Raw genomic sequence first — 21,431 nt, 5'->3', positions numbered from 1 at the left:
TCTTGGTCAGACGTCGGTCCAGGCGGATCCGCCCTGCGCGCTGCGCTCGACGGCGTCGAGCACCCGCTGCACGCGGAGTCCGTCGGCGAACGTCGGCTGCGGGTCAGTGCCGGCGGCGATCGCCTCGGCGAGGTCCTTCACCTGGTGGGAGAAGCCGTGCTCATAGCCGAGCATATGTCCGGTGGGCCACCAGCCCGCAAGGTACGGATGCTCCGGCTCGGTGACCAGGATGCGGGTGAACCCCTGCTCGCCGGACGGGCGCGTGGCGTCGTAGAAGTCGAGCACGTTCATGTCCTCGAGGTTCCAGTGCAGCGCACCGGCGTCGCCCGAGATCTCGATGTCGAGCGCGTTCTTGCGTCCGGTGGCGAACCGGCTCGCCTCGAAGGTGGCGAGGGTGCCCGATTCGAACCGGCCGATGAACAGGGCGATGTCGTCGACGGTCACCGTGCCGCGCTCTGCGCCGGCAGTGCCGCTGAGACCCACGGATTCGGCGAGCACAGGTCGCTCCTCGACGAGCGTCTCCATGACGCCGGAGACCCGGGTGAGTGACTGACCGGTGATGAACTGCGTCATGTCGACGATGTGCGCTCCGATGTCGCCGAGTGCGCCGGAGCCTGCGCGATCCTTGTCGAGCCGCCAGGTCATCGGTGATTCAGGGTCGGCGAGCCAGTCCTGGCGGTAGCTCGCGCGCACCTGCCGGATCGTGCCGACGCGGCCTGAAGCGATCATGTCGCGCATGAGGGTGACCGCCGGGACCCGGCGGTAGGTGAAGCCGACCATGGCACGGACGCCGTGCGCCGCGGCATCCCGCGCAGCCTGTTCCATGGCCTCGGCCTCTTCGACCGAGTTGGCCAGCGGCTTCTCGCACAGGACGTGCTTGCCGGCCGCCAGCGCGGCGATGGCGATCTCGGCGTGCGAGTCGCCGGGGGTGACGATGTCGATGAGGTCGATGTCGTCGCGTTCGATGACGCTGCGCCAGTCGGTTGACGTCTCCGCCCAACCCCACTTGGTCGCAGCGGCCGCGGTCTTCTCGGCATCACGACCGACGAGCACTGCCATCCGCGGTGCGATCGGCAGGTCGAATGCGGCCGGAGCCTGGCGCCAGCCGACGGAGTGGGCCGCTCCCATGAATCCGTGGCCGATCATGGCCACACGCAGCTCAGTTGTCATCTCTACTCCCCGGGGCGTCTCGGTCAGATACAGTGCGGGGCGAGCGCGTTCGACGGCGCTCGCCCCGCAGATGATGGTCAGGACTCGAAGGCGAGCTTGATGAACTCGTCGACGTTGTCCTTGGTCACCACGGGTGCGTCCAGCACGATGCGGTACGGGACGCTCGGCGTGATCAGGTCGCTCATGGTCTTGTCCTGAGCGATCAGTCGCGCCAGGGCGATGCCGTCGGCAGCCTGCGTGGACGGGTAGATGACCGTGGCCTTGATGACGCTGTCATCCGACTTGATCAGGTCCATCATGTTGACGCTGCCCGCGCCGCCGACGAGGAAGAACTCGTCACGGCCGGCCGCGTCGATGGCAGCCATGACGCCGACGCCCTGGTCGTCGTCGTGATTCCAGATGGCGTCGATCTCCGGGTTGGCCGAGAGCAGCTGGGATGCTGCGCTCTCGCCGCCGGCGACGGTGAAGTCGGCGGCGACGCGCGGGCCGACCTCGAGGCCGCACGAGTCGAGCGCGTCCTTGAAGCCCTGCGAGCGGTCCTGCGTGAGCGGCAGGGAGTCGATGCCCGCGATCTCCGCGACCACGGCATCGCTCTGGCCGTCGAGCTGCTCGCAGATGTACGTGCCGGCGCTGACGCCCATCCCGTAGTTGTCGCCGAGGATCGTCGCGCGGGACGCGAAGGTGCTCGAGAACTCGCGGTCGACGTTGATGACCGGGATGCCGGCATCCATGGCCTTCTGCGCGACCTGGGTGAGAGCGGCACCATCCGTCGGGAGCAGCACGATGGCGTCGACGCCGTCGTTGATGAACTTCTCGACTGCGGCGATCTGCTGATTGGCGTCGTTCGTTCCCTCCGCCTGGCGCAGCTCGACATCGGCGAAGCCCTCGGCGGCGTTGATGGCTCCGCTGTTGATGGCGCCGAGCCAGCCGTGATCGGCCTCGGGGCCCGACCAGCCGATGACGACGGTGTCGCCGCTGGCGGCGTTCTCCTCGCTGGTGGTTCCCTGGTTGGTTTCCGGGTCGCCTTCCTCGCCTGAACTGGTGCAGCCGGCCAGAAGGCCGACGGCGAAGAGTGCGGCGGCGCCTGCCATGAGCGGGCGAAGGCTCCGTGAGCGCATGCGGTGCATGTGTTTCCTCCTTGAATGTGATGCATCTCAGCGTCCGTCACGGCCGTCGCGGGTGAACTGCACGGCGTCGCGGGGACACGGTCAATGTAGCAGAAGCAGAAACAACTCGCGCAACTTTTGTTTGAACAATCGCAAAAGTTCTTGCGGCCCTTGAAATCAAGGCAATCGGACACGTCTGAACAGTGACGTCGTACGTGTCGAGCGGAGGATCCCAGGCTCGTACAACCGTCAAGCCCTGTGTTATCGTCCTCTCGTGATCAAAGATGACCAAACGTCGGCATTACTGGAGATGCCCCTGCTGGAGATGCGCGGGGTCGAGAAGACCTTCGGTGCTGTCCGCGCGCTGCGCGGAGTGGACCTGGAGATCCGCGCGGGGGAGGTGCACTGCCTGCTCGGCCAGAACGGTGCGGGCAAGTCGACCCTGATCAAGACGCTGGCCGGAGTCCACCAGCCCGACGCCGGAGAGATGCGCTGGAACGGCGAGGTCGTCACGATCGACAACCCGCAGGCCGCCATCGATCTCGGCATCGCGACGATGTACCAGGAGCTCGATGTCGTCGACGACCTCACCGTCGCCGAGAACATCTTCCTCGGGCACGAGCTGTCCAGGGGAGGGTTCACCCGTCGCAGCGAGACCACGGCTCAGACGCGGGCTCTGCTGAAGCGGCTCGGTCACGAGAAGCTGTCGCCGCACGCGGAGGTCGCCTCGCTGAGTGCGGCGCAGAAGCAGATCGTGAGCATGGCCAGAGCGCTCTCGCACGACATCAAGCTGATCGTGATGGACGAGCCTTCGGCCGTGCTCGACTCCGAAGAGGTGCGCAACCTGTTCGGAGTCGTGAAGGAGCTCACGGCACAGGGGATCGCTGTCATCTACATCACCCACCGTCTCGAAGAGATCCGCACGATCGGCGATCGGATCACGGTGCTCAAGGACGGAGCCAGCACCGCCACGAACCTGCCGGTCTCGGACACCCCGACCCCGACGCTGATCAAGCACATGACGGGCCGCGTCGTCGAGAACGTGTTCCCGGCGGCTGCGCCGATCGCGGCGGATGCGCCGGTGCTGCTCGAGGTCGAGAACCTCAGCCTGGCCGGTGTCTTCGAGGACGTGTCGTTCTCGGTGCGCGCGGGCGAGATCATCGGACTCGCCGGTCTGGTCGGCTCCGGCCGATCCGAGATCGTCGAGACCGTCTACGGAGCGCGACCCTCCACCTCGGGCACGGTGCGCGTCGAGGGCAAGCCGCTGCCGCGCGGCTCGGTCTCGGCCGCCGTGCGCGCCGGACTCGGACTCAGTCCCGAGGAGCGCAAGTCGCAGGGCCTCGTGCTCGGCGAGCCGATCTTCCGCAACATCACGATGTCGTCGTTCTCCCGTGAAGCGAAGGCCGGCTGGCTCGATGAGCGCGCCGAACGCCGGATCGCTCGCGAGCAGATCGCGGCGATGGAGCTTCGACCGGCCGACCCCGACCTGCCTGCCGGCACCCTGTCCGGCGGCAACCAGCAGAAGATCCTGCTCTCGCGGTGGCTGGTGCACGGCAGCCGCATCCTGCTGCTGGACGAACCGACCAGAGGCGTCGACGTCGGTGCCCGTGCCGAGATCTACGCGCTGATCCGCAACCTGGCAGCTGACGGCCACGCGATCGTCATCATCTCGAGCGAGATCGAGGAAGTCCTCGGTCTGGCCGACACCGTGCTCGTCGTCGGCGACGGGCGCGTGCTTACCTCTCTTCCCGCTTCTGAGATCGACGAGCACGGTGTGCTCGATCTCGTCATGAAAGGAACCGCCGCGTGAGCGAGCAGACCCAGACCCTCACCGCTGAGCCGAAGCCGTCGCCGCTGAAGGCGCTGTTCTCGGGTGCAGCGGGACGCAACATCGGCCTCGTGCTGGCGCTGCTGGCCATCGTCGTGGTCGGCATGCTCACGGCGTTCGACAACTTCTTCAACTTCGGCAACGCACTGGTCATCCTGCGCCAGGCGTCGATCATCGGCGTCATCAGCATCGGCATGACATTCGTGATCATCTCCGGTGGCATCGATCTCTCGGTCGGAGCGGTGCTGGCGCTGGCATCCGTCGTGGCGTCGCTCGCGGCGATCCAGGACATCGCGAAGTCGTCGCACTGGATCGTCACCGTCATCATCGCCCTGCTCGTCGGAGTAGGGGCCGGGTTGATCAACGGCGTCGTCATCGCCTACGGAAAGGTCGCCGCGTTCATGGCGACCCTGGCCATGCTGGTCGGCGCGCGAGGGCTCGCCGAGGTGCTCGCGAACAATCGCACGCTCGTCGTGTCCGACCGCGACTTCCTGAAGGCCATGAACGTCGACCTGCTCGGCATCGACATCCTCGTGTGGATCTTCGCCGTCGTCGCCGTCGGCGGCTGGCTGCTCCTCAACCGCACGACGTTCGGCCGCCGCACTGTCGCCATCGGCGGCAACCGCGAGGCCGCTCGCCTCGCCGGTATCAAGGTGAAGCAGCACATCATGTGGCTCTACGCTCTGTCCGGACTGACCGCGGGTATCGCCGCGGTCATGATCCTCGGCCGTACGAACGCCGGCACCTCCACGCACGGCAACCTCTACGAGCTGGATGCCATCGCCGCCGTGGTCGTCGGTGGAACGCTCCTCATCGGAGGCCGCGGCACGATCACCGGCACCGTCTTCGGCGTGCTGATCTTCGCGACGCTGTCGAACGTGTTCGTGCAGAACAACATGTCCTCGTCGCTGCAGGCGATCACGAAGGGCGTGATCATCGTCATCGCGGTGCTGCTGCAGCAGCAGTTCGCCGTGGGACGCGTCAAGAAGGTCCGCAAGCGCTCGGTCGTGGATGTGCCGACCGCGTAGACTTTTCGATTCCAGCCCCAGAAGTGAACAGACGCTCTCGCGACGCGTCGGTGGCAGCCGTTTCATGAGAAGCACAGAGGAAGAATGCCCAGCAATCCCAGCGTCGCCGGTGTAGGTCAGCTCTTCCAGCTGCTGCGGGACGGCGTGCCGCGTACGCGTGCCGAACTGGCGAAATCGTCCGGTCTCGCCCGCTCGACCGTGGCGGCGCGCGTCGACGAGCTCATGCGCATGGGACTCGTCGCTCCGGTGGCGGATGCCGCATCGACCGGTGGGCGTCCGCCGTCGCAGTTCGCTCTGAACCCGGCTGCGAAGGTCGTGATCGCCGCCGACATCGGCGCTTCGCACACCACTGTGGCCGTGACCGACCTCGCCGGCACGATCCTCGCCGAGCGCACCGGGCAGATGGCGGTCTCCCTCGGGCCGGAGCCGGTGCTGACCTGGATGGTCGACACCGCGAACGAACTGATCACAGAGGCCGGGCTCGCGCACGATCAGATCGCGGCCATCGGCGTCGGCGTCCCCGGACCGGTCGAGTACTCGACGGGAAGGCCTGCGAAGCCTCCGATCATGCCTGGATGGGACGCGTTCGACGTTCCCGGGTGGGTGCAGCAGCACCTCGAGGTGCCCGTGCTCGTCGACAACGATGTGAACATCTCTGCGCTCGGCGAACGGGCGGCCGCCTGGCCGGCCACCGACCACCTCATCTTCGTCAAGGTCGCCACCGGTATCGGTGCCGGGATCATCTCGGACGGGCGTCTGCTGCGCGGTGCGCAGGGCATCGCCGGCGACTTCGGGCACGTGCGGGTCGCCCGAGGCGCCGATGTGCCCTGCCACTGCGGGAACACCGGATGCCTCGAGGCGCTGGCGTCCGGACCGGCGATCGCCCGGTCGCTGACGGCGAAGGGCATCGAGGCGAAGGACGGCAACGACGTCGTCGAACTCGTGAAGAACGGCAGCCTTGAGGCGATCCAGGCGGTGCGGCAGGCCGGGCGCGACCTCGGAGAGGTGCTCACGGCATCCGTCAGCCTGCTCAACCCCTCGGTGATCTCGATCGGCGGCGCCATGGCGAGAGTGGGCGAGCACCTGATCGCCGGCGTCCGCGAGGTCGTCTACACGCGGTCGATGCCGCTCGCCACCGAGCACCTGGCGATCGTGCAGTCCGTCACCGCCGGCGAGGCCGCGGTGCGAGGCGCGAGCATGCTCGCGGTCGAGTACGCGCTGTCGCCCGAGATCCTTCCGCAGAGCTTCGGCCTCGACGACTGACCCGGGCCGTCGCGCGAACTATTCGGCGACGGCCGCGGCGATGTCGTGGCGGTAGTGCGCGCCGTCCAGGCTGATGCGCCCCATGGCGTCGTAGGCGCGCGCTCGAGCGGTGGCGAAGTCGGTGCCGACGGCGACGACGTTCAGCACGCGGCCCCCGGTCGCGACGAGGTCGCCGCCCGGAGCATCCGGTCCCGCCGTCGCGGCGTGGACGATTCGCACGCCCTCGACGCTCGCGGCATCCGCGAGGCCTGCGATCTGGCGACCGGTCTGCGGAGCCTCCGGGTAGCCCTCGCTCGCGAGCACGACCGTGATCGCGACGTCGTCGGAGAACTCCGGCTGCGGCTGGCCTTCGAGATTCCCGGATGCCGCGGCCAGCAGAAGCTGCGACAGCGGGGTGCGCAGACGCGGCAGCACGATCTGCGTCTCCGGGTCGCCGAATCGTGCGTTGAACTCGATGACCTTCACGCCCGCCGGGGTGAGGATGAGGCCGGCGTAGAGGAGGCCGATGAACGGGGTTCCCTCGGCATCCAGTTGGCGGATGACGGGCATGGCGACCTGCTCGGTGACGAGGTCGACGAACTCGCGCTCGCTGCCGAACTGCTCGGCCAGCCACGGCAGCGGCGAGTAGGCGCCCATGCCGCCGGTGTTCGGTCCTTCGTCGCCGTCGAAGGCGCGCTTGAAGTCCTGTGCGGGGCTGAGCGCCCGCACGGAGTCACCGTCGGACAGGAAGAAGAGCGACACCTCGGGGCCGGAGAGGAACTCCTCGATCAGCACCGGACCCGCGGGCAGATAGTGCTCGGCGTGCGCGAGCGCCTCGGCGCGGTCGGAGGCGACGATGACGCCCTTGCCGGCTGCGAGCCCGTCGGCCTTGACGACGTAGGGTGCGCCGAGCTCGTCGAATGCGCCCTCGACGTCGGCGACGGATGCTGCGCGCACTGCGCGTCCGGTCGGCACGCCGGCGGCATCCATGACCCGCTTCGCGAATGCCTTGGAACCCTCGAGCTGGGCCGCAGCCTTCCCGGGGCCGAACACGGGGATGCCGCGCTCGCGCAGGGCGTCGGCGACGCCGGCGACGAGGGGTGCTTCCGGACCGATGACGACGAGGTCGATGGAGTGCTCGTTGGCGTACGCGGTGACCGCCCGGCCGTCGAGCTGGTCGACGGTGACGAGGGTCGCGTCCGCGGCGATGCCGGCGTTGCCGGGGGAGCAGAACAGCTCGTGCCCGGCGCCTTCTGCCTTGAGGGCGAGGATGATCGCGTGCTCACGGGCACCGGAACCGAGGACGAGGATCTTCACCCGTCCAGACTACCGAGCCGTGTCCGCTGCGGTCACACGGTGACGGGCCGCTCGACCGTCGCATCCCACGGCACGGTCCACCCGCATGCGTCGAACAGCCGGTCGAGAACCATGGCGGTGAAGCCCCAGACGATCGTGCCGTCGACGTCGAACGCCGGGCCCCTGAAGGTCATGCCTGCACGGGTGATCGTCGACGTGAAACGCGTCGCCGGGTCGAGCAGCTGCGCCACCGGCACCCGGAACACCTCGACGGTCTCTGCGTGATCCACCGCCGCCACCTTCGAGGGCTTCGTCCACCAGCCGAGCACCGGAGTGACGTGGTGATTGCTGACGGCCAGGGGGAGCGCGGGCAGCGCGGCGAGGATCTCGACGCCGGTCGGGTCGAGCCCTGTCTCCTCCTCGGCCTCGCGCAGCGCGGTGTCGATGTCATCGCGGTCGGCCGCCTCGCGTCCGCCGCCGGGGAACGACACCTGCCCCGGGTGCGACGACAGCGTCGGAGCGCGTCGCTGCAGCAGCACATCGAGGTCCTTCGCGACGGCGGCGTCGGGCGTCGTCGCCGGGATGCTGTCGAGCACGCCGAACAGCACGAGAACGGCCGACCTTCGGGCTTGGACGCCCTCCGGCAGCTGCGGCAGCGCCGGCGGATTCCAGTCGTCGCGGCGCGCTGCGGCGAGCAGCTCGGCGCGGGCGCCGTGCGCGGGCTGGTCGTCGGTCATGGTTCGAGGCTAATCGCTCTCGCGTCGCGCGGCGCGGTCGTCGCTATGCTCCGGGGTATGAATCGTCTGCGGGGACCTGCTGTGATCGGAGCCGCGCTGATCGTGGTGAGCGGCGGCATCGCTCTGAGCGGATGCTCGGCTCAGCATTCGCAGTCGGACACCTCCGAGGAGGTCCAGCAGTGGCTGGATGACTTGGACATCGACGGCGGTGACGTGCTGACCAGTTTCCGCGGAGGCGCAGCTCTCGACTGGGGAGATCTCGACGCCATCCACGTGGCGTTCGCGGACGACATCGACGCGAGTGTGTCTCATGCCGATGTCTACTGCTTCGGCGAGGATCGGGTGAGCGTCGAGGTCCGGCTCGAGGGAGTGACCAGCGCCACGACCCTTCGTGAGGAGGATGTGCCCTGCGACGAGAGTCCACACACGATCGACCTGACGATGGACGGCGTGAGCGCCGTCGGCGCGAGTGCGATCAGCTTCGAGGGAGCGGCCGGGTGGGCTGTGGCCGTCCACGGTACAGAGAGCCCGAGCGCGGAGAAGTGACGCCCGCCATAGGCTGAGCAGATGGCTCGCAAGATCGACACCGCCGAGGGGCGCCCTGCGCTGGATGCCGTGCGCTCAGCGACCGCGTCGGGGGAGAAGCCCGCTCGGACCGCACTTGCGACAGCCGTGCGGTACCTGCTGCAGCTGCTGGACGAGAAGGCGCCGGGCAACAGCGTCGAGGTGCGTGTGCCGCCGTTCGGTGCGGTGCAGGTCGTGCAGGGGCCCCGGCACACCCGCGGGACGCCGCCGAACGTGATCGAGATGGATGCCGCGACCTGGATCGCCCTCGCCACCGGTGAAGAGGAATGGGCCGATGCCGTCGCGGCCGGCCGTGTGCAGGCATCCGGAACCCGCGCCGACCTGCACGGTCTTCTTCCGCTGCGACCCTGAGCCCAGGTCCTACCGCCGGGCGACGACCAGCGGCACTCCCGTCGCTGGATGCGGGAACACATCGACGCTCTGCTCGTACACCTCGGCGATCCGCTCGGCCGTGAGAACCTCGGCCGGCTTCCCGGTCCCGACAACGCGACCGGCGGTGAGCAGCGTCACACGGTCGGCATGCGCCAGTGCAGCGTTGAGGTCGTGCAGCACGACGGCGACCGCGGCGCCGGCATCCGCGCTCGCGCGCACCAGGCGCATGACGTCCTCGTGATGCTTGAGATCGAGGGATGCCGTCGGCTCGTCCAGCAGCAGGATCGGCGTCGCCTGCGCGAGCACCCGAGCCAGCGCGACCCGCGCGCGCTCTCCGCCCGACAGCGACGACACCGAGCGGTGCGCGAGCCCATCGACCTCGGTCGCTCGCATCGCCGCGGCTACAGCGGCATCGTCATCCGCCTCGCTCGGCGTGCGCGCCCACGGCGCGCGCCCCATCCGCACGACCTGCTCGGCTGAGAACGGGAACGACACCGCGTTCTCCTGCAGCAGCACGGCCCGCGTCCGCGCGAGCTCGCGCGGACGCATGGCGCGCACCGACCGTCCATCGATCGACACCGACCCGGCCTCGGGTGCGACATCCCCCGCCAGCACCCCGAACAGCGTCGATTTGCCGGCGCCGTTGGGCCCGACGAGCGCGTGCACCTCGCCGGCCCGCACCTCGATCGCCGCGTCCTCGAGGATCGGCTTCGCACCTGAGACGGGGCGGACCGTGATTCCGGATGCCGTCAGCACGCTCACGCCCATCCTCCCGATCGGCGTCGCGTTCGCACGAGCAGCCAGAGGAAGAACGGTCCGCCCACGAGCGAGGTGATCATGCCGATCGGCATGTCGGCCAGCGGCACCACGGTGCGCGCGACGAGATCGGCGAGCGCGATCAGCAGCGCGCCACCCGCCGTCGACGCGATGATCAGAGGCAGGTGCGCCGGGCCGATCAGCATGCGCATGAGGTGCGGGATGACGAGACCGACGAAGCCGATGATCCCCGCGAACGCGACGGCCGCGCACACGAGCACGGCGACCGTGACGATCACGATGATCCGCAGCAGTTCGACGTTGAGGCCGAGATGGCGGGCGGTGCGCTCGCCGAGGGCGAAGAGATCGAGGCGGTGAGCGACGAGCAGCGCCACCACGATCCCCACAGCGGTGAGCGGAGCGACGATCGCGATGTTCGGCCAGAGCGCGCCGTTCAGCGAACCGAGCTGCCAGAAGACGATCTGCTCGCGCGTCGACGTCGTGCCCAGGAACGTCAGGAAAGCCATGCCCGCCCCGCCGATCGCGTTGATCGCGATACCCGTGAGCAGCAGCGTCACGACTTCGGTCCGCCCGCCTGATCGGCTGATGAAGTACACCGCGAACACCGCCACGAGGCCGCCGATGAACGCCATGGCCGGCGTCGTCCACATCCCGAACGTCGCGAGCCCGAACGTGAGGCTGGCCGCGGCGCCGAGCGCTGCGCCCGACGAGACGCCCACGACGCTGGCATCCGCGAGCGGGTTGCCGAAGATCGCCTGCATCAGCACGCCCGAGACCGCAAGCGCCGCCCCCACGAGCACGCCGAGAACGAGACGGGGGAGCCGGATGCTGAGGATCACCCCGCTCGCTGAGGCATCATCCGGCGCCCACCCGGACGGGACGCCGATCTCGCGCAGCAGGATGCCGACGATCTCGGTCGGCGACAGCGAGTACTGGCCGCTCCCGAGCGACACCAGGCAGGTGATCACGAGGGCGATCACGAGAATCGTCGTGACCACGGCGAAGCGCAGCCCGCGATGCCGGGTCGGCGTCGCGGTGACGACCTCGCCCGTCATTCGGCGGTCTCGCCGGTCGCGCCAGAGGCCGGGGCGTACAGGGCGCGTGCGATCGCCCGGACGATCTCGGGCGATCGCGGCCCGAAGCTGAGGATCTCGGCATCCGCCATGTCGATCACCCGCCGGTTCACGCCGGCCGGCGTCTGGGCGACGGCAGGGACTCGCTCGATGAGCCCGTCGATGCCGCCGACCGATTCCAACCCGTCGGTCATCATCACCAGTACGTCGGGCTGCGCGGCGACGAGTGCCTCGGCGGTCATCGGCTTGGTGCCCTCCCAGCCGATCTCGCCGGCGACGTCGATGCCGCCGACGGATTCGATGAGCGCGTCCGCTCCGGAGTCCTTGCCGAAGATGTAGTACACGTTGGCACTGCCGCGGACGTACAGGAAGAGCATGCGAGCACGGTCGGCCGGATCGGGCGGGATGACGGGCGCGATCTCGGAGAGGGCGGCGTCGAGATCCCCCTCGACCTGCGCGCTCAGGGCCTCGCCCCGCGATGGGATGCCGAGGGCTGAGGCGACCTCGGTGATGAGCTGATCGGTGGTCTCCAACCTCAGCTCGTCGGACACGATGACGATCGGGATGCCGGCGTCGCGCAGCTGCTGACGCACCTCCTTGGGCCCGATCGTCGTGTCGGTGAGGATGACGGTCGGCGCGAGCTCGAGGATCGCTTCGGGGTTCAGCGAGTGGCCGGTCTTGGTCACGACGGGCAGATCCTCCGTGCCGTCGAACGTCGTCGACGAGTCGCGCCCGACCACGTTGTCGCCCATCCCGAGCGCGAACACCGTCGACGCGATCGTGCCGGAGATGTCGATCGCGAGGATGCGATCGACATCCGTCACCTCGACCTCGCGACCCTCCGCGTCGGTCACGGTGACAGGGAGCTTCGGAGCGGTCGTATCGGCGACCGGGGCGATCGCATGGTTCGGCAGGCAGGCGGTGGAGCCGCCGGTCGCCGCGCGCACGTCATCGACGAGCTGCAGGTCGGACAGCTGCTGTGCGGCCGCGGGGCAGGAACCGGATGCCGCCTGCTCGGGGTTCGCGGTCGCAGCCGGGGCCGTGCAGCCGGTGAGAGCGGCGACGAGGACGGCCGCGATGAGCAGAGGGAGACGCGAGCGCATTAGGAAAGCCTGTCCTAACCTTTGACGTGGAGACGATGATCAGTCTATGGTCAGAAACGTAGGTTAGCTAAGCCTAACCACATTCACCCGCAGCAGCATCCGGCCCCTGAAGAGGGGCCCCTCGTCGCGCCCGGCATCGACAGCGCGACCGCACGCCTGGAGGCATCCGTGAATCACCCTGAGTCCCCCGCGACGAGCAGTCGCACACGAACGGCGCTGGCGGGCCTGCTCGCCGTGCTCATGACACTGTTCGGCACGTTGACCGCTCCGGCGGCCTTCGCCGCTGACAGCGCGACGGTCGCTCCGCAGGTCACGGCGGCGTCCGAATCAGGCGTGACCATCGCGGTAGCGGGGTCAGGGCTCTCCGAAGGCGTGACCGGCGCGTACGCCGCCCTCATCGTGCAGGGCGAGGACGAGGCGCTCAACAGCATGCAGTACGTGGCGTTCGCCCTGCCGTTCCCGGCGGTGAGCGCCGGATCGACGACCTTCACGCTGACCGCTCCCGCCGCGAAGCTGGATCGTGCGCTGACCTACGAGGTCGTCATCTGGAAGCAGCACAGCGCGTTCACGCCGGAGAACCTCTACGGCCGCTCGGTCGTGCAGATCTCGGACGCGCAATGGGATGCCGTGTTCCCACCGGCACCAGAGCCAGAGCCAGAGCCGACGCCCGAGCCGACACCGGAACCCACACCTGAGCCCGAGCCGGAGCCGGTCTTCGAGCCGGCCCTGCAGGTCTTCCTCGCCGATGGCGTGACCCCCGTCGGCGACGCCGAGCTGTACGCCGGGGACGAGATCGTCGTCCAGGGCACCGGCTACGACCCCGCCGCGAACGTGGGCGGCCGTGGCGTACCGATCCCGAACACGCTGCCGCAGGGCACGTACGTCGTGTTCGGCGACTTCGCCGCGAACTGGCAACCGTCCAAGGGCGCAGCATCCAGCGCCCGCTCCGTCGCTTCGCAGCTGTGGGCGCTGGCCGGGGGCGTCCTCGACCAGGTCCCGTCCCAGTACCAGGGCGCGATCCGTGCCCAGTGGGTCAACATCGCTGACGACGGAACGTTCCGCGCGACGCTGACGCTGAAGGGCGCTCCCGCGGCCCCGGAGGGCGGCTCGTACGGCGTCTACACCTACGGTGCGGGCGGCGTGACGAACGCCGCGCAGGAGCAGAGCATCCCGGTGAACTACTCGACCGAGCCGAAGCCCGAGCCCGAGACGACCATGTCGAACTCGGCATCCGTCGACGGCACCGACCTCGTCGTGACCGCCTCGGGGCAGGGCTTCGTCGGCGTCCCCGGCGTCTACGCCGCGCTGATCGAGAAGGGTACAGAGGCCGAGGTGACCGCCGGCGGCGGGTTCCTCGCGATGCAGTACGTGCGCACCATCACCGGCGGCGCCTTCACGACCGAGCTCGTCGCCGCAGGCGAAACGCTCGATGCGTCGAAGACGTACGAGGTGCTCGTCTGGCAGCAGCACACGATGCCGAACATCGACACCATTCACGCACGCGGCGACGTCACGATCACCGCTGAGCAGTGGCAGAAGCTGAAGGGCGAGAAGCCGACGCCGCCCACCGAGCCCACGGGCCCGCCGAAGCCTCCGGTGACCCCGGCTAAGCCGGTCGCAGGTGGATCGCTGCGCTGGGCGATCTCGTCAGCGTTCGCGAACTACGTCACCGGCCCCATCGCGCAGGGTGAGATCTTCGTCTCGGGCGGGGCGACCCGCTCGGGAAGCCAGTTCCAGTTCGGGCAGGCGACGGGTACGACCTACAAGCCGTCCACGGGGCTCGGCGCGGTCGGCTACAACGGCTCGGTCCGGTTCACCGGCCACCACGGGGCACTGGACGTGACGGTCTCCAGCCCGCGCGTCGAGATCACCTCGGCATCCACGGCCACGCTCTACCTCACCCACGCCGGATCGCGGGTCGCTTTCGCCACGTTGAATCTCGCGGGAGGAGCGAGGACGTCGGCTGACGGCGCAGTCACCTATACCGCCGTACCGGCGATGCTCACCGCGGCGGGTCGTGACCAGGTGCTCAGCGGCTTCAGCACGGCACTGAACCCCGTCACCTTCACGATCGGAACCCCTGCCCCCGCGCCGAACGGGACGGTCGGCACGGTGGCGGCGGCATCCGTGAACCCGAAGGCCGAGATCCCTGCTGCGCCGCCCGCGACGACGGGCATCGACGCTGACGCCGACGCTCTCGATGCGCTGCAGTCCGGCGCGACGGCGACGGTCACAGCATCCGGATTCGCCTCGGGTGAGCAGGACATCCAGGTCGTCGTCTACTCGACGCCGGTGCTGCTCGGCACTGTCGAAGCGGACGCGAACGGCGTCGCCACGTGGACCGGATCGCTGCCGGCGACCCTCGAGGACGGCGAGCACACGCTGACGTTCCAGGGCTCCGTCGACCGTGGGCTCGCGTTCACCCTCGACCGTGCTGCGACCGCAGCGATCGGCGAATGCACGGTCGATGGCGCGACGCTGAACTGGGGATACAAGGAGAGCTTCCGCAACTACATCGAGGGCATCGCCCACGGCGGATGGGATCTCACTGATGTGGCCTACGAGTTCCCCGAGTTCGTGTGGGCAGGTGGCACCGGTTCCTACGACGACGAATCCGGCGCGGGCCTCGCGGACTTCGGCGGCACGATCGCCTTCCACGGACACGACGGCGCTCTCGACACCCGGATGAGCGACGCGCGCATCGAGCTCGCCGGCGACACGGGGTACATCGTCTTCGACATCAGCGGCACCACCCAGGGCGGCGAGGCGGTGGACGCGCAGGGCGTGCGCTTCGTCGAGTTCTCGATGGCGGATGCCGCCACCGCAGACGGTGTGCTGACGCTGGACGCTGCGGCCACGACACTGACCGACGCCGGGGCCGCGGCCTTCGGAACCTATGCGGCAGGGGAGTCGTTCGACCCGGTGTCGTTCTCGATCCCGGTCGGGGCGGACTGCGGTGCGGTGCCGGCGACTGACGAGGCGGGGGCCGAGGAGACCCCGGTCGTCACCGCGGCGATCGAGCCGATCTCGACGAGCGAGGGCTTCCCGGTCTGGGCGTGGATCGTCATCGGCCTGCTCGTCGTCGGCGCCGGAATCGGCACAGGGGTCGCCGTGCAGCGACGCCGTGCTGCGGCATCCGCGATCGTCAGCGAGGATTGAACCATGGCATCCACCCAGCGTCCACAGCGTCCGCAGATCGTGCTGGAGGTCATCGAGCGCATCCGGCTGACGCCGCACCTCGTGCGGATCGTCGCCGGCGGCCCCGGCATCGCGGGCGTCGAGGACAACGGCTTCGCCGACGCCTACACGAAGATGCTGTTCGCGCCCGCCGAGGCGGGGATCACGCCTCCGTATGACATGGAGCAGTTGCGCCAACAGCTGCCGATCGACATGCTGCCGACGCGTCGCACCTACACGATCCGCCGCTTCGACCTCGAGGCGGGGCAGGTCTGGATCGACTTCGTCACGCACGGCGATGAGGGCGTCGCAGGTCCGTGGGCGGCGAACGCCGAACCCGGTGACCCTGTCGTGCTCGGTGGGATCGGTGGCGGATACGCCCCGGATGCCGCGGCCGACTGGCACCTGCTCGTCGGCGACGAGTCGGCGATCCCCGCCATCTCGTCCGCGCTCGAGGCGATGCCGAGCGATGCCACCGGCTTCGCGCTGCTCGAGGTGCAGAACGAGTCGGAGCAGCTCGAGCTGACGGCGCCGGCCGGCATCGAGGTCCGCTGGCTGCACCGCGGAGAGCGGGCTGCTGGCACCACCGACCTGCTGGTCGACGCGGTGCGCGGGCTGGAATGGTCAGGAGGCCGGGTGCAGGTCTTCGCGCACGGTGAGCGCGGGGCGATGAAGCGGCTCCGACCGCACCTGACCGATGACCGAGGGCTCGACCGCACACAGCTGTCGCTGTCGGCGTACTGGGCGCTCGGGCGCCGCGAGGACGCGTTCCAGGCGGAGAAGCGCGAGGCGATCGGCCAGATCTGAGGCGCGGCTCCTGTGGGAGAATGGAGGCATGTCCTCCCCCGAACCCCGTGAGACCGTCGAAGCGACCGTTCGGCGTGTGCCGCGCTACGGCGTGTTCATGGCGATCGGCGTCGTGCTCGGCATCATCGCCGCCGGCATCCTGACCATGGTGGGCAGCTACGAGCCGTCGACGACACTCGACGTCGTCTACCCGCCGGGCCAGGTCTTCGGGTTCGCGCTGCTGTGGACGGTGCCGATCGGCATCGCCCTCGGCGGAGTCGTCGCGATCGTGCTCGAGCGGATCGCTCGCCGCCACGACCGTGTCGTGCGCGTCGACCGCGAGACGGTCATCGAGCAGGACTGACTGCTGCGCTGCGCCATGCCGTATGCATTTCGTCGGTTCTGAGCGCGCGACACCGACGAAAAGCATCCAGCATCGGGATCGATCGCGCTAAGCCAGTTCGCCGATGATCGGCCGGATGGCCGAGTCGAAGGCCACGACGTCGCGTCGCATCCCGTCCGTGACGGCGACCGTGAGTGCGCCGATCCACCAGATACCGCGCTGCGAGAACGGCAGCACCTGCACGTTCAGCTCGAATGAGTGAGCCCGCCGCCCCACCTCGCGCTCGAACTCGGCGATCGCGCTCGCATACGCACGGTAGGCGCCGCCGCCGGTGGCCGTCTTCATGGTGTCGAAGTATCGCTTGCGGGCCTTCTGCGCGTACAGCAGAGCGGCCGGCGCGAGCGGCGCTATCGCCTCGCGGAGCTCGTCGGCACCGGTGGCAGGCAGAGCCACCAGGGTGTCGAATCCCTCGATCAGCTCGAGCGGCACATCAGAGGGATGCGCGCGCGGTTCGACGGTCATGTCCCAGTACTCGCGCCACTGCGCTTCGAGCGCGGGCGTCGCGTCGACGGCATCCGGAGCGCGCACCTGCAGATCGCGCAGCGCAGGGAGGTCGTCCGGCACGCGGATGCCGAGCATCTGCCGCAGCGCGAGCGCGATCAGCACCGGCACCCCGGCGTCTTCGCGGATCAACCACTGCGGCTTGTCGGCCATGGCCCCATCCTATGGAGGTCCATCCGTCGTCGGCGAGGCCCTCAGCCTGGACGCAATGCGAAAGTCGGGGCCTCCCGCGGCCGGTAGTCTGGTCTCGTGGCTGCCTCCTCCACCAATCCCTATTCCGAAGCCGGTGTCGACACCGCTGCCGGTGATCTCGCCGTCGAGCTGATGAAGTCGTCCGTGCGCGCGACGCACGGCCCCGAAGTGCTCGGGGGAGTCGGCGGCTTCGCCGGCCTCTTCGATGCGAGCGCGCTGCTCGGCTACACCAAGCCGCTGCTCGCGACCAGCACCGACGGCGTCGGCACGAAGGTCGCGATCGCGCAGGCCATCGACAAACACGACACGATCGGGCAGGACCTGGTCGGCATGGTCGTCGACGACATCGTCGTGGTGGGTGCGAAGCCCCTCTTCATGACCGACTACATCGCGTGCGGCAAGGTCGTCCCCGAGCGCATCGCCGACATCGTCCGCGGCATCGCCGACGCGTGCACCGCGACCGGCACGGCGCTCGTCGGCGGCGAGACCGCGGAGCACCCCGGACTCCTCGGCCCCCGCGACTACGACGTCGCCGGCGCCGCGACGGGCGTCGTCGAGGCGGATGCCGTGCTCGGGGCCGACCGCGTCGAGGACGGCGACATCGTCCTCGCCCTGGCATCCAGCGGACTGCACTCCAACGGCTATTCGCTCGTGCGTCACATCATCACGAACGCCGGGATCGGCTACGGCGACAACGCCGCCGACTTCGGTCGGACGTGGGGCGAGGCCCTCCTCGAGCCCACCCGCCTGTACACGCTGCCGCTGCTGCGCCTGATCGACGCGCTCCCCGAGGGCAGCATCCACTCGCTCAGCCACGTCACCGGCGGAGGCATCGCTGCGAACCTCGCCCGTGTGCTGCCGGTCGGCAGCTGGGCCGAAGTCGACCGCTCGACATGGTCACCGAGCCCGGTCTTCCGCGTGCTCAGCGACATCGCCGGCTCCACCCTGGAGTCGGCGGAGGGCACCTGGAACCTCGGCATCGGCTTCCTCGCCGTGATCGACGGAGCTCGCAAGGACGCCGCGATCGCAGCCCTCGCTGGCGAAGGCATCGACGCCTGGCAGGTCGCGACGGTCTCCACCGGCGCGCGACCGGCCGGAGACTTCGAAGAGGGCGCCAAGGGCGTCGACGGCGGTGCGGTCCGTCTGGTCGGCGCGTACTCGGACAGCGCCCGCAGTCACTGAAGAACGGATCAGACAACACCCCATGTGCGGAATCGTCGGAGCGGTCGCAGGCGGCCCGGTCAATCAGGACATCTACGACGCGCTGCTCCTCCTGCAGCACCGCGGTCAGGATGCCACGGGCATCGCGACAGCGGAGCCGAACGGCGTCATGCACACGGCCAAGGCCGAGGGGATGGTGCGCGAGGCGTTCCGCACTCGTGACATGCGCTCCCTGCTCGGCAACGTCGGCCTCGGTCACGTCCGCTACGCCACCAAGGGCACGGCATCCAGCGAGGAGGAGATGCAGCCGTTCTACGTGAACGCGCCCTACGGCATCGTCCTCATCCACAACGGCAACCTCACCAACACCCGTGAACTCACCGCCGATATGGCGCAGCGCGATCGCCGTCACCTCAACTCCTCCAGCGACACCGAGCTGCTGCTGAATGTGCTCGCCGGCGAGCTGCAGGCCACGACCTCCGATGTCGACCTCGACCCCGAGCGCATCTTCGAGGCCGTCAGCCGCACGCACGAGCGGATCGAGGGCGCCTACGCGGTGATCGCCGTGATCGCGGGCTACGGCCTGCTCGCGTTCCGCGACCCGTTCGGCATCCGTCCGCTGATCCTCGGACGTCGTGACGGCAAGGATGCCGACGGCGAGAAGCGCGACGAGTGGATCGTCGCGAGCGAGTCGCTGGTGCTCGAGAACGCCGACTACGAGGTCGTCCGCGAGGTCGCACCCGGCGAGGCGGTGTTCATCACAGAGCAGGGCGAGCTGTTCACGCAGCAGTGCGCCGCCGACCCGAGCCTGTTCCCGTGCGCGTTCGAGTACGTCTACCTCGCCCGCCCCGACTCGATCATGAACGGCATCGCCGTCTACGAGTCGCGACTGCGGATGGGGGAGCGCCTCGCCGACACGATCGCCAAGCACGTGCCGCGCGACAAGATCGACGTCGTCATGCCGATCCCGGACTCCGCTCGCCCGTCGGCCATGGAGGTCGCCCGCAAGCTCGGCATCGAGTACCGCGAGGGCTTCTACAAGAACCGCTACGTCGGACGCACCTTCATCATGCCGGGGCAGGCGGTGCGCAAGAAGAGCGTCCGCCAGAAGCTCAACGCGATGTCCAGCGAGTTCCGCGGCAAGAACGTGCTGCTGATCGACGACTCGATCGTGCGTGGAACGACGAGCAAGCAGATCATCCAGATGGCTCGGGATGCCGGCGCCCTCTCCGTCACCTTCGCATCAGCCGCTCCTCCCGTGCGGTACCCGCACGTCTACGGCATCAACATGCCCTCGAAGCACGAGCTCATCGCCCATGGGCGCACGATCCCGGAGATCGCCCAGGAGCTCGGCGTCGACCACCTCGTCTACCAGGAGGTCGAAGACCTCAAGGCAGCCATCATCGAGGGTTCGGATGTCACCGACCTCGACATGAGCTGCTTCGACGGGCGCTACGTAACCGGCACCGTCACCGAGGAATACCTCGAGTGGGTGGAGAGCTCCCAGTCTTCGTGACCGGGTCTGTGAACACCTCGATCCCCCGGCCGCTGTGGCGAGGGCGAGCACTCGCGATTCTCGGGATCCTGCTGTGCGCGTTCTCGCTGCGCTCGGCGGTCGCTTCGCTCTCGCCCCTGCTCGACCATGTGTCGGCCGACTTCGCGCTGCCGACGGCGATCGTCGGACTCATCGGCACCGCCCCGCCGGTGTGCTTCGCGATCTTCGGCCTGTGCACGCCGCTGCTCGAGCGGCGGCTCGGCCTCGAGCGGGTCACGGTCATCGCTCTCGTCGTCATCGCGGCAGGACTCATCCTCCGCGGTCTCTCGGGAGGAGCGGTTCCGCTGCTGCTGACGTCTGCGCTGATCTTCGCCGGCGTCGGTATGGGCAACATCCTCCTTCCGCCGCTGGTGAAGAAGTACTTCCCCGACCGGCTCGGGATGATGATGACGCTCTACACGACCGCAATGGCGCTGTCGACGTTCCTTCCGCCGCTGGTGGCGGTTCCCGTCGCGGATGCCGCCGGATGGCGCGTCTCCCTCGGACTGTGGGGCGTGTTCGCGATCGCAGGCGCCGTGCCGTGGATCCTGATGCTCGTCACGGGGCGGACGGCCGGGATGCCGGGTCCCGTGTCCGCGGCATCCCGAACCGTCGCCCCGGAACGCGAGCAGGACCCAGCAGAACTCGCCACCGGACCGATCGCCGTCGCCGCGGCGAACACGCGCGCCTTCTCACGGCTGCTGCGACTGCCGCTCGCCTGGGCCATCGCCGTGGTGTTCGGCACCTCGTCGACCATGGCGTACGTGTCGTTCGCCTGGCTGCCCGCCATCGTGACCGATCTCGCCGGAGTGTCTCCGTCGATCGCCGGCCTGCTGCTGTCGCTGTTCGCCGTGATGGGGCTTCCGGCGTCGCTCCTCGTTCCTGTGCTGGTGGTGCGATTCCAGGCCACCCGGTCGCTGTTCGTCGTGGCGGTGACGTGCGGACTCGTCGGCGCCGCGGGCCTTCTGCTCTTCTCGAACGAGGCCACCGTGTGGCTGTGGGTCGCGATCTTCGGCGTCGTGGGCGTGCTGTTCCCGCTGGCGCTGGTGCTCATCAGCATCCGTGCTCGGACTCCCGAGAGCGCCGTCGCGCTCAGCAGTTTCGTGCAGAGCACCGGCTACGTCTTCGCCGCGGTCTTCCCGCTTCTCATCGGCGTTCTGCATGAGAGCACCGGCGCGTGGACGCTGCCCATCGTGACGATCGGAATCGTCCTCGTCGTCGCCATCCCGTTCGGACTCATCGCGGGGCGCCGGCGCACGATCGAGGACGAGTGGGAGGCCCGGTACGGACGCTGGTGATCAGCCGGATCGGCGGAGACGACAAAGACCCCGTTGCCGAGGCAACGGGGTCGAGCATGCCG

General features: G+C 68.9%; 19 protein-coding genes. 11 read left to right on the top strand and 8 right to left on the bottom strand.

The genetic code is table 11. From position 1 onward, the window contains the following. Positions 1-6: 6 nt before the first annotated feature. The gene (locus tag KHB019_RS08275; protein WP_337458635.1) at positions 7-1,170 is read right to left on the bottom strand and encodes a Gfo/Idh/MocA family protein; all 1,164 of its coding nucleotides are present in this window, start codon (positions 1,168-1,170) and stop codon (positions 7-9) included. A gap of 77 nt (positions 1,171-1,247) precedes the next feature. Further along, positions 1,248-2,288 carry a substrate-binding domain-containing protein gene (locus tag KHB019_RS08270; protein ID WP_230101927.1) on the bottom strand — a complete coding sequence of 347 codons (1,041 nt, stop codon included), beginning with the start codon at positions 2,286-2,288 and terminating at the stop codon, positions 1,248-1,250. Positions 2,289-2,586: 298 nt separating this feature from the next. Between KHB019_RS08270 and KHB019_RS08265 the strand changes: the two genes are divergently transcribed. The 3 genes from KHB019_RS08265 to KHB019_RS08255 all read left to right on the top strand — a co-directional run bounded on the left by KHB019_RS08265 (position 2,587) and on the right by KHB019_RS08255 (position 6,395). Then, on the top strand, positions 2,587-4,086 hold the full coding sequence (locus tag KHB019_RS08265; protein WP_325472274.1) for a sugar ABC transporter ATP-binding protein: 1,500 nt from the start codon (positions 2,587-2,589) through the stop codon (positions 4,084-4,086). After that, on the top strand, positions 4,083-5,132 hold the full coding sequence (locus tag KHB019_RS08260; RefSeq protein ID WP_230101702.1) for an ABC transporter permease: 1,050 nt from the start codon (positions 4,083-4,085) through the stop codon (positions 5,130-5,132). The genes KHB019_RS08265 and KHB019_RS08260 overlap by 4 nt, the downstream gene beginning before the upstream one ends. Before the next feature lie 84 nt (positions 5,133-5,216). Then, the gene (locus KHB019_RS08255; protein WP_337458634.1) at positions 5,217-6,395 is read left to right on the top strand and encodes an ROK family transcriptional regulator; all 1,179 of its coding nucleotides are present in this window, start codon (positions 5,217-5,219) and stop codon (positions 6,393-6,395) included. An 18-nt stretch (positions 6,396-6,413) separates the two neighbouring features. Here KHB019_RS08255 and purD read toward each other — a convergent pair whose 3' ends face one another. Beyond that, positions 6,414-7,691, bottom strand: a complete 1,278-nt coding sequence (gene purD, locus KHB019_RS08250) for a phosphoribosylamine--glycine ligase (RefSeq protein WP_337458633.1) — start codon at positions 7,689-7,691, stop codon at positions 6,414-6,416. A gap of 32 nt (positions 7,692-7,723) precedes the next feature. Further along, positions 7,724-8,407, bottom strand: a complete 684-nt coding sequence (locus KHB019_RS08245; RefSeq protein ID WP_337458632.1) for an NUDIX hydrolase — start codon at positions 8,405-8,407, stop codon at positions 7,724-7,726. A 57-nt stretch (positions 8,408-8,464) separates the two neighbouring features. Here KHB019_RS08245 and KHB019_RS08240 point away from each other — a divergent pair, with 57 nt between their 5' ends. After that, positions 8,465-8,953: a hypothetical protein gene (locus tag KHB019_RS08240; RefSeq protein WP_337458631.1), complete on the top strand. Its 489-nt coding sequence runs from the start codon at positions 8,465-8,467 to the stop codon at positions 8,951-8,953. Between the two features lie 21 nt (positions 8,954-8,974). Then, positions 8,975-9,343, top strand: coding sequence for a sterol carrier family protein (locus tag KHB019_RS08235; RefSeq protein ID WP_325472276.1), 369 nt, complete (start codon positions 8,975-8,977; stop codon positions 9,341-9,343). 9 nt (positions 9,344-9,352) lie between these two features. On the opposite strand, the gene KHB019_RS08230 is transcribed toward KHB019_RS08235, so the two are convergent. Genes KHB019_RS08230 through KHB019_RS08220 form a run of 3 tightly spaced genes read right to left on the bottom strand, consistent with a single transcriptional unit; the run spans position 9,353 to position 12,317 of the window. Continuing rightward, the gene (locus KHB019_RS08230; RefSeq protein ID WP_230101696.1) at positions 9,353-10,132 is read right to left on the bottom strand and encodes a heme ABC transporter ATP-binding protein; all 780 of its coding nucleotides are present in this window, start codon (positions 10,130-10,132) and stop codon (positions 9,353-9,355) included. Then, complete coding sequence (locus KHB019_RS08225) at positions 10,123-11,196, bottom strand: FecCD family ABC transporter permease (RefSeq protein ID WP_230101695.1); 1,074 nt, start codon at positions 11,194-11,196, stop codon at positions 10,123-10,125. The genes KHB019_RS08230 and KHB019_RS08225 overlap by 10 nt, the downstream gene beginning before the upstream one ends. Beyond that, the gene (locus tag KHB019_RS08220; RefSeq protein WP_325472277.1) at positions 11,193-12,317 is read right to left on the bottom strand and encodes a heme/hemin ABC transporter substrate-binding protein; all 1,125 of its coding nucleotides are present in this window, start codon (positions 12,315-12,317) and stop codon (positions 11,193-11,195) included. Before KHB019_RS08220 ends, KHB019_RS08225 begins: the two co-directional genes overlap by 4 nt. A gap of 168 nt (positions 12,318-12,485) precedes the next feature. Here KHB019_RS08220 and KHB019_RS08215 point away from each other — a divergent pair, with 168 nt between their 5' ends. From KHB019_RS08215 to KHB019_RS08205, 3 genes are read left to right on the top strand one after another with little or no spacing between them, the layout of a single operon-like run. Continuing rightward, positions 12,486-15,476 carry an HtaA domain-containing protein gene (locus tag KHB019_RS08215; protein WP_337458630.1) on the top strand — a complete coding sequence of 997 codons (2,991 nt, stop codon included), beginning with the start codon at positions 12,486-12,488 and terminating at the stop codon, positions 15,474-15,476. Positions 15,477-15,479: 3 nt separating this feature from the next. Continuing rightward, positions 15,480-16,301, top strand: coding sequence for a siderophore-interacting protein (locus tag KHB019_RS08210; RefSeq protein WP_337458629.1), 822 nt, complete (start codon positions 15,480-15,482; stop codon positions 16,299-16,301). A 28-nt stretch (positions 16,302-16,329) separates the two neighbouring features. Next, positions 16,330-16,644 (top strand): potassium transporter Trk, encoded by a 315-nt coding sequence (locus KHB019_RS08205; protein ID WP_230101691.1) that lies wholly within the window; start codon positions 16,330-16,332, stop codon positions 16,642-16,644. 87 nt (positions 16,645-16,731) lie between these two features. Here the strand turns inward: KHB019_RS08205 and KHB019_RS08200 are convergent, their stop codons facing one another. After that, positions 16,732-17,337: a zinc-binding alcohol dehydrogenase gene (locus tag KHB019_RS08200; protein WP_337458628.1), complete on the bottom strand. Its 606-nt coding sequence runs from the start codon at positions 17,335-17,337 to the stop codon at positions 16,732-16,734. A gap of 96 nt (positions 17,338-17,433) precedes the next feature. Here KHB019_RS08200 and purM point away from each other — a divergent pair, with 96 nt between their 5' ends. From purM to KHB019_RS08185, 3 genes are read left to right on the top strand one after another with little or no spacing between them, the layout of a single operon-like run. Further along, entirely contained in the window at positions 17,434-18,558 is a 1,125-nt protein-coding gene (gene purM / locus KHB019_RS08195; RefSeq protein ID WP_325472280.1) for a phosphoribosylformylglycinamidine cyclo-ligase, read from the top strand. Between the two features lie 22 nt (positions 18,559-18,580). Further along, positions 18,581-20,053: an amidophosphoribosyltransferase gene (gene purF, locus KHB019_RS08190; protein ID WP_230101688.1), complete on the top strand. Its 1,473-nt coding sequence runs from the start codon at positions 18,581-18,583 to the stop codon at positions 20,051-20,053. After that, the gene (locus KHB019_RS08185; RefSeq protein WP_337458627.1) at positions 20,050-21,369 is read left to right on the top strand and encodes an MFS transporter; all 1,320 of its coding nucleotides are present in this window, start codon (positions 20,050-20,052) and stop codon (positions 21,367-21,369) included. The genes purF and KHB019_RS08185 overlap by 4 nt, the downstream gene beginning before the upstream one ends. Positions 21,370-21,431 lie beyond the last annotated feature (62 nt).

The organism is Microbacterium sp. KHB019, assembly GCF_037285405.1.
Lineage (GTDB): Bacteria > Actinomycetota > Actinomycetes > Actinomycetales > Microbacteriaceae > Microbacterium.
This window is presented reverse-complemented; position numbering and strand designations above follow the sequence as displayed.